At 62.5% G+C, this 9,092-nt stretch carries 10 protein-coding genes and 2 pseudogenes; 6 read left to right on the forward strand and 6 right to left on the reverse strand.

Annotated features, from left to right (window positions below):
• From QZY44_RS14385 to QZY44_RS14400, 4 genes and pseudogenes are all read left to right on the forward strand, one after another.
• Window positions 1-566: pseudogene (locus QZY44_RS14385) on the forward strand (hypothetical protein); the annotation flags it as partial.
• Window positions 512-1,066, forward strand: a complete 555-nt coding sequence (locus QZY44_RS14390; protein WP_295447352.1) for a tyrosine-type recombinase/integrase — start codon at window positions 512-514, stop codon at window positions 1,064-1,066. The pseudogene QZY44_RS14385 and the gene QZY44_RS14390, both read left to right, overlap by 55 nt.
• A gap of 425 nt (window positions 1,067-1,491) precedes the next feature.
• Entirely contained in the window at window positions 1,492-2,133 is a 642-nt protein-coding gene (parA, locus tag QZY44_RS14395; RefSeq protein WP_295447354.1) for a ParA family partition ATPase, read from the forward strand.
• Window positions 2,126-2,377, forward strand: coding sequence for a hypothetical protein (locus tag QZY44_RS14400; protein WP_295447357.1), 252 nt, complete (start codon window positions 2,126-2,128; stop codon window positions 2,375-2,377). Before parA ends, QZY44_RS14400 begins: the two co-directional genes overlap by 8 nt.
• A 596-nt stretch (window positions 2,378-2,973) precedes the next feature.
• Here QZY44_RS14400 and QZY44_RS14405 read toward each other — a convergent pair.
• The 6 genes and pseudogenes from QZY44_RS14405 to QZY44_RS14430 form a co-directional block, all read right to left on the reverse strand.
• Window positions 2,974-3,789 carry a tRNA(His) guanylyltransferase Thg1 family protein gene (locus QZY44_RS14405; protein ID WP_295447359.1) on the reverse strand — a complete coding sequence of 272 codons (816 nt, stop codon included), beginning with the start codon at window positions 3,787-3,789 and terminating at the stop codon, window positions 2,974-2,976.
• Window positions 3,779-4,219, reverse strand: coding sequence for an AAA family ATPase (locus tag QZY44_RS14410; RefSeq protein ID WP_295447361.1), 441 nt, complete (start codon window positions 4,217-4,219; stop codon window positions 3,779-3,781). Before QZY44_RS14410 ends, QZY44_RS14405 begins: the two co-directional genes overlap by 11 nt.
• A gap of 24 nt (window positions 4,220-4,243) precedes the next feature.
• Window positions 4,244-5,161: a putative molybdenum carrier protein gene (locus tag QZY44_RS14415; RefSeq protein ID WP_295447363.1), complete on the reverse strand. Its 918-nt coding sequence runs from the start codon at window positions 5,159-5,161 to the stop codon at window positions 4,244-4,246.
• Window positions 5,162-5,221: 60 nt separating this feature from the next.
• Window positions 5,222-6,103 carry a hypothetical protein gene (locus QZY44_RS14420; RefSeq protein ID WP_295447365.1) on the reverse strand — a complete coding sequence of 294 codons (882 nt, stop codon included), beginning with the start codon at window positions 6,101-6,103 and terminating at the stop codon, window positions 5,222-5,224.
• Between the two features lie 120 nt (window positions 6,104-6,223).
• Window positions 6,224-6,733 (reverse strand): annotated as a pseudogene (locus QZY44_RS14425) (RtcB family protein); the annotation flags it as partial.
• A 135-nt stretch (window positions 6,734-6,868) separates the two neighbouring features.
• On the reverse strand, window positions 6,869-7,411 hold the full coding sequence (locus tag QZY44_RS14430) for a helix-turn-helix transcriptional regulator (RefSeq protein ID WP_295447369.1): 543 nt from the start codon (window positions 7,409-7,411) through the stop codon (window positions 6,869-6,871).
• A 134-nt stretch (window positions 7,412-7,545) separates the two neighbouring features.
• On the opposite strand from QZY44_RS14430, the gene QZY44_RS14435 reads away from it, so the two are divergent.
• Both QZY44_RS14435 and QZY44_RS14440 read left to right on the forward strand, forming a co-directional pair.
• Window positions 7,546-7,806 (forward strand): helix-turn-helix transcriptional regulator, encoded by a 261-nt coding sequence (locus QZY44_RS14435; RefSeq protein WP_295447371.1) that lies wholly within the window; start codon window positions 7,546-7,548, stop codon window positions 7,804-7,806.
• A gap of 2 nt (window positions 7,807-7,808) precedes the next feature.
• Window positions 7,809-8,927, forward strand: a complete 1,119-nt coding sequence (locus QZY44_RS14440) for a hypothetical protein (protein WP_295447373.1) — start codon at window positions 7,809-7,811, stop codon at window positions 8,925-8,927.
• Window positions 8,928-9,092: the final 165 nt, after the last annotated feature.

Here is a 9,092-nt window from a genome sequence, read left to right on the forward strand (position 1 = left end):
ACGATTGGCTGGCGACCTCGAGCCTCTCCATCACCACCGCGCTGGAGGCCGCCGCGCCGAACACCCGGATCGCCTGGGCCTGCGATTGGGCGGTCTTCCGCACCTGGGCACTGGGTCGGGCGGCGGCCTGGTATCCGGACGAACGCGACCGCATCCGTCTCCCGACCCGGCCGGAACTGCTGGTGCGGTTCGTGACCGACATGCTGGGTGGCTATGACGGGGAACCGGCCCGCGCCCGCGCCACGGTACTGCGCTACCTGTGTACCCTGAGTACGCTGCATCGCCTCCTGGATGCGCCCGATCCGACCAAGGCACCGATGGTGCGCAACACGGTCAAGGCGAAGACGCGCGGCAGTGGCGGCCAGGACCAGGCGGCGCCGTTGCGCTGGGCCGATGTGCTGGACGCCCTGGCGGTGCTGACCCGCGACCCCGGGGACCTGAAGGGGCTGCGCGATGCCGTCCTGCTGGCGGTCGGCCACAACACCATGGCGCGCCGCGCCGCGCCGAGTTGGTGGCCATCGATGTCGCGGACCTGGAGTTCGCCGACGGCGACGGTGCCCTGGTGATGCTGCGCCCGACCAAGCAGCGGCTGGAGGCGGAGCCGGAGCCCCGGTATCTGGCGCCGCTGACCGCGGACCTGCTGCGCACCTGGATGGCGCGCGGTGACATCCAGGCGGGACCGGTGTTCACCCGCTTGCGCTCCAACGGCGGGCGTGGCCCAACGGCCGTGTTGCTGGTCACCGCACAGCGCCTGAGCGCGCCGGAGGTCAACACGGTGGTCAAGCTCGCCGTGGCGCGGATCGCCATGGCGAACGGCACCTTGGACGTGACGGGCAGCGACCGCCGGGAGGTTAGGCGGGCGATGCTGCGGTATGCGGCGGCCTTCTCCGGACACTCGCTGCGGGTCGGCGCGGCCCAGGACCTGGCGGCGGCCGGTGTCTCGACGGCGGGGATTCTTCAGGCCGGGGGCTGGAAGGATGAGCGGATGATCCGGCGGTATCTGCGTAAGCTGCGGGCGCGCGAAGGGGGGATGGCGCAGTTCTTTGGGGCTGGTGCGCCAGCGTGACGGAAGTGGGGTTCCTTCCTTGGTCGCTTCCAAGGTTCCTTGGAGATAAGGAAGCGAGGAAGGTAGGAAGCCGGGAAGTTGAGAAGGGAGGATGTCAGCGCGTTGGCGGGGACCGGGCGGATGCCGATACGTCCCCTCCGTGTTGCCGGATGGGGTTTTCGCCGTCTCGCGGAAACTGGGAAGCAAGGAAGCGGTGAAGGTAGGAGGGCGGGAAGCAATGGGGGGTGCCGAACTCAAACGGCGTCGCCCTCGATCCAGCCGCGCAACGCGATGTCGCGGGCAGGCGGCTTCAAAGGAACGAACGGTGAGAGGAAGTGAGGAAGCGAGGAAGCGAGGAAGGAACCCAGCGCCGAAGCCAGGAAGCAGGGAAGCGAGGAACCGTTGAAATCATGTCACAAAGCTCGATCAACCAAGGAGTTAAACCTGTGCCAAACGTCGTCGCCATCCTCAACCCCAAAGGCGGGTGCGGGAAAACCACCCTGGCCGCCCATCTGGCCCGGGCGCTGTACCTCAAGGGACAGACGGTCCTGCTCGCCGATGCCGACGCGCAAGGCAGCGCCCGGGACTGGCACAATGCGGGGGACGGGAAGGCCGGCTTTCCGGTGATCGGCCTGGACCGGCCGACGCTCGATCGGGACCTGATTTCCCTGGGCGCACCCTATCAGTGGGTCTTCATCGACGGCGCCGCCAAGCTGGAGAAGATGATCGCGGCGGCCGTCAAGGCGGCGGACCTAGTGCTCATCCCGATCCAGCCCTCTCCTTTAGATATATGGGCGTGCGACCCGCTGGTTGAGATGATCCAAGCGCGCCAGACGGTCACGGACGGTCGCCCCGCGGCGGCCTTCGTCGTCACCCGGGCCAAGAAGGGTACCCTCCTGGCGCGGGAGGTCGCCGACGCGATCAAGACCTACGGGTTCCCGATCCTGCAGGGGGCCATCTATGATCGCACGATCTTCGCGCGGTCCATGGCCGACGGGTCCACCGCCATGGACGATGAGCCCGCGGGACCGGCCGCGTGGGAGATTCACCACCTGCTCAAGCAAATCCAGGAGGCGTTCGATGTCTGAACCGCGTTTGAAGGTCAAGCCCCGCCCCGGGCAATCCGCCGCAGGCAGCGGGACACCGTCGGATCTGGCGCCGCTGACCGCACTGGCCGCTGAGGAGCCCACCGCGCGGCTCAACGTTCAGATCCCAGCGAAGATGCGCCAACAACTGAAGATTCGGGCGGTACAGGAGGGGCGTACGGTTCAGGACCTGGTGAAGCAGCTCATCCAAGAGTACTTGGCGTCGACTCACGAAACGGTTGGGTAGAGTCCGGACATCCTGCGAAGGCACCCGGTAGGGTCGGGTGAGCCAATGTCAGGGAAGGTCGGAACGGCAGGGAGCACGTCGGCCATTGCGTTTCGTGTGTCCCTTGCGGCCATTCGTCATTGCTAACCTCGTGGCCGTTACCTTTATCGAGCGTCAGCATCATGATTCCATGAGGTGCACCGCTTCGGCGTTCACTTGACCAGGCACGTGGCCCACCACCGCTGTCTGGACGCGGTCCACCTACCCCCGCACATGGCACATTATTTTGGAAGTCGCCCGCCAGATTCCCGTGGTCATGGCCGCCGGTCCCCCGGTCGTGGAAGCGATCTTCATCGACGAGGTCTTTCTCGACCTGAACGAGCTCAGGCACTTGGTCGGCTTCCCGGAAACCATCGGCCAGCAGATTAAGGCTACGATTCGCACTGCGGCCCGCATCGCCCTCGCCCCAGTTGGTGGCCAAAATCGTCTCGGGTTTCGGCAAGCCGGACGGGTGGTTGTGGTGCCCGCGGCGCAGGTGCTGGACTTCCTGGGCGGGCAACCGGTTGGCGTTCTGGGCGGGGTCGATGGCACTTCCTGTTGTGCATGCAGACTTTCCATCAACTGCGGCAAGTTGGGGTCCTGGGGCTTAGGTCAACATCCGCAGCGCGGAATTCCAGCCCCGCGAGAAGCCGCCTGATGGCGGCGGCGTAGTCGTCCTTCCAGGGCAGCTCGTCGTCCGTGTAAAGTGACCTCCGGCGCGCTAGGGTCTCTTGATTTGTCAGCGGGTTATGACCGGCGATCTGTCGCTCCTGCCAGTAAACGCCAAAGCCGCGCTTCTGCCAGGTCGGCAGGGCATCGAAGTTGATTCCGTGCTGAAACAGCAACTCGTGTTTATCGGCGCGGCTCATGCCCTGCAAGCGCCCGGCGACCGTCCGCGCACTCAGCCCCTGGCCCCGGAGTAACCAATAGGCATGGCCATTGAGGCAGCAGCGTGCCGCGTCGTTCATGCGCCAGCGAAAATAGTCCACCACCTGCGCCGGTCCGGGTAGGACCGAGAGTCGGCCGTCGAAGGCTGCTGCTCGCCCCAGGGCCAGCGAGAAGGCGCCGCTGGCCTCACCGGCCAGAACCGAGATCCACTTGCGCGGCTTGCGGCCGAAGCTGCCCTCGTCCGGGTGGAACAGCAGCGAAATCTCGTCGCTCTCGCTGTAGGCCAGCAGGATGTTGAAGCCGCACTCCATCAGGTGGCGGCTGGCGACCGCCATCAGGTCATGAAAGCCCCGGTCGAAGGGTGCCGCGAAGTCGCAGACCTCATGGGTCAGTCGGGTGAAGCTCCGGCCGTCCAAGCGGGCGACGATCTGGAAACCCGGTGGAATCTGGGCTTCCATGGTCGCCTCGAAGCGGCGCATCCGGGTCTCCAGGTCGTCACTGCGCATGATCGATCTCCGCGAGTTGGAATCCGTCAGATCCACTCCAGACCTCGAACAGGGCGTCGAATCCTTCGTCCCAGTCCGGCGGTTGCCACTGTCTCAGGGCGCTTCTGAGCGCATGCTCAGGCACCAGAGCCCGCCCGATGCGGCCTGTGTTGCGGGCGATGGCAGCCTCCAAGGCGACGTGAAAACGATAACCCACCACCCGGAACCGGGCGGCCCGTGCCGGGATGATGTAGCGGGTGCGCTGCTCGGGGGTCAGATTGGTATTGTCCACCACGAAGGGCTGCTTGGCCTCCAGACAGGCATTGACGAGCAGCGACTCGCGGTGCCTGGTCCGCAGCATATCCAGGTTGATGCGCAGATGCGTCTCCACGAACCGCTCTTTGAACAGCCTGGATTTGCCGGCGGCCGGGATGCCGGAGAACAGGATCATTTCCATCTCAGTTGCCTTCGCCCATCACGCGGAGCGGATCGCGGCATCGGCTGCCTTCAGTAACTCTCCGGTCAAGCGATGGATGCCCGGGCGCTTGCTCTCGCGTGGACCAGCCACGTTCAGTGTCTTGATAGCATGCTGGCGCAGCCACGCAACGACGCCTGCCACCGTTTCCGCCGATACCCCGAGGTCAAGCGGCACGACGAGCTGGGGTTTGCCCAGGTCCTGGGCGAAGACTCGGGTGTCCAAGGTGCCTCCATCCAGTTCGCCCAGATTGACGATCAAGGTGCCGTCGCTGTCCTGCACATTGCGGCGGGTGCGCTCGCGGTAGCCGCCTTCGGCCAACTCGATGAGCTGATATTTTAGCGGGATGGGCCCATCCTCGGCCGCGCGTCCGGAAGGTGCCCAGCCGCCGTGTGTGTAGCCGTGCGTGATGGCAAAATCCAGGGCACCACGATCCGCGCCGGTCTGACCGCCCGAGACGATGTGCCGGCAAAGGCGCGACCGATCCGGGACGGGGTCGCTCAACGCGGGCCGCGCGATCAGGGTGCCATCGGGGAGGATTTCTCTCTGTTCGTCTAGGCGGCTATTGGGGTCTTCGAAAGGCTTCAAGTAAACGACCCGGTACGCATCGCTCACCTCCTCCTTGAGCCAACGCGCCAGTTGCAGGCCGCGCGCATGGAAGGCCAGCCAGTCCCATCCGTCCGCATCGTAGTCTTCGAAGTAGAACTGAGTCCGGTCGAACGCGATGGCCCAGTCCGCAAATTTCCGCCACAGTCCTTCCGACATTGGGTAAGACTCGTCCCAGTAGGCGCCATTACAGATGTTGACGCCGACGACACCCTCATCTGGGCGATCGACGAGCCACAGGAAGGGCGCCATGCCGTAGTCCGGCATGACGGTGACGATGGGGACGAAGCCATCGGGGTCGGTTTTACTCATGAGAAGATCAATCGCCTTTCCAAATGAGCGGGTATAGTCATGCTGGTATCTCCTGGTCTGTCAGCCGTCGCTGTTGCGCTCGCAGAAATCCAGATGGTGCGGCCGGAACTCGATCTCCAGTAAACGCGTTGATATCGCTTCCGGCGTGTCCCGCTCGTGAAACTGTTGGTAAAGGTCCCAGTGACCCAGCCCTAAATCCCCCTTCGCGGGCTGGCGCAGGAAGACGATCCGGGCCAGATGTGCCGTTCCCGTCTTCCCGGGCAGACGCCAGACCCAATACCAGGTCTTTTCGATCCTGGTGACGTAGATCAGCCTACGGTCGCCTGGAAGGCAGCCCAGGTGTTGGATTTTCTCGCGCAGGTCTTGCGTGGACGCGCGGCAGTCCTTCATCCCTGAGCGGGTCCAGTCCTGCAAAGGAATCCAGAAGAAGGTCTTCCATTCACTGGTCAGGCCGAGTTGCCGCGGCGTGTAGATACGCAGTGGGTCTCGAGGCGAGACGAGATAGCGCTGTTTCTGCGCCAGGCCGTCCCAGGTACACCGCAGGTTTGGCAAGAAGCCGAGCTTTCCCGCACGCAGACGCAAACGCAGAAAGACATCGGAGAAATTCGCCGGCCTTTTCCCGATCCGGTCGTCCGGGATCAGTTCGGCCAAAAGGAACAGGGCGCAGTGAAAATGCGTATCCGGAACAGCCTCGGCCAGTTGCAGCATCTTTGGCAACAGCCGGTAGCGGTGTTCGGGTTCGAGCGCGTCCAGCAGGTCACCAAATGCGCCATAGGTGACAAACCGATCGTGCACCAACGGATAACCGCCGCACCACTCGGCGCGCACCCAGAAGAAATGCTCCAACACGTCGTCGGCACCTGTTCTCAGATACTCCGCGATGAGATCTTTGCCATCCGCGCTATCGATGGCGAACTGATGCTCTTGTTCGAACTCCTCCACAGGTGCCTCCCACTCACAGACCTGACTGATCATGCGACTCGCCACCCCATGGTTGTGCGCATGGGAGCGCGGTCCGGATTGCAACCCGGCGACCGACCTGGTCGGATCGCCGGGTATGGGTTACCCCTTCACGCACACCACCTGCTTGAGGGTATGCACCACCTCCACCAGGTCCGCCTGGTTGGCCATGACCTGGTCGATGTCCTTGTAGGCGCCTGGGATCTCGTCGAGCACGCCCTGGTCCTTGCGGCAGATGACGCCCGCGGTCTGGGCGGTCAGGTCGGCGACAGTGAACTGCTTCTCCGCGGCGGTGCGGCTCATGCGCCGGCCGGCGCCATGGGCGCAGGAGCAGAAGCTCTCCGGGTTGCCTCGGCCGCGCACGATGTAGCTCTTGGCGCCCATGCTGCCGGGGATGATCCCCAGGTCACCCTCCCGCGCCCGGATCGCCCCCTTGCGGGTCACCCAGACGTTCTTACCAAAATGATGCTCCCGGTCCACATAGTTGTGGTGGCAGTTGACCACCGTCATGGTCGCCTGGAAGGGCGGCAGGTGCCGGGCCAGGGCCGCCAGGATCAATTGCATCATCTGGTCGCGGTTCTCGCGTGCATAAGACTGGGCCCAGGACACCGCCTCCCGAATCCAACGTGCGCATTGGATGCTTTTTGTAATCAATGGGCTACAACCGTTTTCTGCTGCCTCACTGCGACAGCAAGTGTCACATTAGGCCACGCTGCCCCTAGCGTTCGTCACATTGATGTCACACCGTCACGAAGCGTACTGTGTTTCGTCGACGGCAGCGGCGACATGCCGCCCTGGCTTCCCCCCGAGTTCACGCCGCCTCGCTTCGATGGCGCAGGTCCGCAAGATCATCAGCGCAGCGCAGTAACCATCTTTGGTCAGCCCGTCGTAAAACACACACGACCCGAGCGCCGACCATTCACGAGCGTCGATCCCGAGCGCCGTCACGAGCCCCCCATCGTTGGCCAGGTCGCGCAGTCCGGCCGGGGCCTGGTAGTCCGCCAACACAGCCTCCCGCGAATCGTACTGATCGCTGCGCCGCCGCGAATTCGCACCACTTTGGGTAGATGCCGGGGTCAGATCGCCCTCGTGGTCGTCGAGCAACCAGCCGACGCGGACATCCAGCGCCTTTGCCAACTGCTTGAGCTTCTTCAGCGAGGGCTCTTTGTCGCCGCGCTCCCACTGTCCCACCAGTCCGGGGGCAGTACCCAGGAGTTTGGACAGTTCAATTTGATTTTTGCCCAGTCGCTCACGCGCCAAGCGAAGACGTACTGTGTTGAGTTCGGACATCGACATTCTCAGTTGAAGTAAGCGCGATTATCGCTGTTAGTGCTTTCAAAATGCAAAAGCACTAAAAGCTAGATATATTCGTCGCTTATAGCGCTTTTTTCAACCCAGTTCAGCGAACGCAGGCAGGTTAAGATATGACCAATCGGGAAACGTTACGGCAGATCGGGGCCAATCTGCGGGTCGCGCGCCGGCAGGCCAAACTGACACAAAGCCAGCTGGCGCAGCAATGCGGCATCGTTCAGAGCTACGTGGGACAGATCGAGCGCGCCGAAAAAAATGTCACACTGGATGTCTTGTTAACCCTGTGCGCCGCGCTCGGCATCGAGATTATCGATTTGATGCAGATGGAGTCGGCAAATGATTCCGAATCCGCCACCGATGGCCTTCAGGCGTGACAATGATGTGCGCCGAGACTATCAAGACTGATAAAGAAAAGCCGCCTGTGCCACCTAAGCCGAAGGATTTCAGTAGTCCGCAAATGAATGAATTTAAAAAACTTCTCTGCAACTGCGACGCAGAACGCGATTCCCTGTCGAACGTCCTCGACTTATGGGATAGCATTCCGCGCTATGTCGTCTCCCGGCAACAGCAAGAGAAGTGGCGCAAGGCCGGCACCTTTCCGTTGCTCGTGGAGGTCCCATTCCGGTATCGGGGCCGGGACCTGAACATCGCTATCCAGCCATGTGCGATCAAGGGTCGGGATGGGATCGTCCGCAACTATCTACCAAGCGCCAACGAAGAGCTGGTCGAGGACGTGTTGCGCAAAATAGCTGCCGACAAAGATTGCGGCTATTACGACGCCAGCGAGACGCGCGCCGGCGTGGTCTTCACTCTGTATATGGTGCGCAAGGAGCTGGCGCGACGCGGCCACACACGCAGCTATAACGAAATCATTCTCAGCCTTGAGGTTATGGCGCGGACTACAGTCATTACGACGACCGCCGACAAGAAGGGCAAAGGGTTTTCCAGCCATAGTAACATCCTCACCAACATGAACAGAGTCACCAAGGACACGTTGGCCGAAGACCCGAAGGCGACATGGTTCGCGGATTTTAACAGGCTCGCCAGTAGGGCTTTCGACGATCTAACGTATCGGCAGTTCAACTACGCCCGGTTGATGAGTCACAAGACCCAGTTGGCCCGTTGGCTAAACAAGGTCTTGAGCCTTAAATATCTCAATGCCAACGTCCTGAATTCCTTTGAAATAAGGTTTTCGACTATCACCCGTGACAGCGGGCTGTTGGGCGCGTACGGGCGCCCACGCGATGCCTTGGCCGCGGTGGATGATGCCTTTGCGGAATTGACCAACTGCCAACCGCCGCTATTGGCCCGCACGCCCGATAAGCAGATTATTTATGGCGAACACAGGAAGATTGAGGATGTGGTCTACACCCTTTACCCATCGCGCGAATTCGTGGCCGAAATCAAGGCCGCCAGTAAGCGGCAAGCCCTCGCCGAGCAGAATCTTAATAGTGTGGATAAGTCTGTTGATAACCTGCGAGGTTCCTGTGAGTAAGGCATCTGGGGCGGTAGGTTTAGGTCGCGGCACGGGCCAAATATCGGTAGGTTTAGGTCGCGGCTGCCGGTAGGTTTAGGTCGCGGCACGGCCCGAGATCGGTAGGTTTAGGTCGCGGCACGGCCCGAGATCGGTAGGTTTAGGTCGCGGCACGGCCCGAGATCG

The sequence above is a fragment of the uncultured Thiodictyon sp. genome, assembly GCA_903837595.1.
GTDB lineage: Bacteria > Pseudomonadota > Gammaproteobacteria > Chromatiales > Chromatiaceae > Thiodictyon.

Bases quoted from the DNA above. Each gene is read 5' to 3' on its own strand.
- QZY44_RS14400 (WP_295447357.1), top strand. From the start codon at position 2,126: ATGTCTGAACCGCGTTTGAAGGTCAAGCCCCGCCCCGGGCAATCCGCC.
- QZY44_RS14430 (WP_295447369.1), bottom strand. From the start codon at position 7,411: ATGTCCGAACTCAACACAGTACGTCTTCGCTTGGCGCGTGAGCGACTG.
- QZY44_RS14415 (WP_295447363.1), bottom strand. From the start codon at position 5,161: ATGAGTAAAACCGACCCCGATGGCTTCGTCCCCATCGTCACCGTCATG.
- QZY44_RS14405 (WP_295447359.1), bottom strand. From the start codon at position 3,789: ATGCGCAGTGACGACCTGGAGACCCGGATGCGCCGCTTCGAGGCGACC.
- QZY44_RS14410 (WP_295447361.1), bottom strand. From the start codon at position 4,219: ATGATCCTGTTCTCCGGCATCCCGGCCGCCGGCAAATCCAGGCTGTTC.
- QZY44_RS14435 (WP_295447371.1), top strand. From the start codon at position 7,546: ATGACCAATCGGGAAACGTTACGGCAGATCGGGGCCAATCTGCGGGTC.
- QZY44_RS14440 (WP_295447373.1), top strand. From the start codon at position 7,809: ATGATGTGCGCCGAGACTATCAAGACTGATAAAGAAAAGCCGCCTGTG.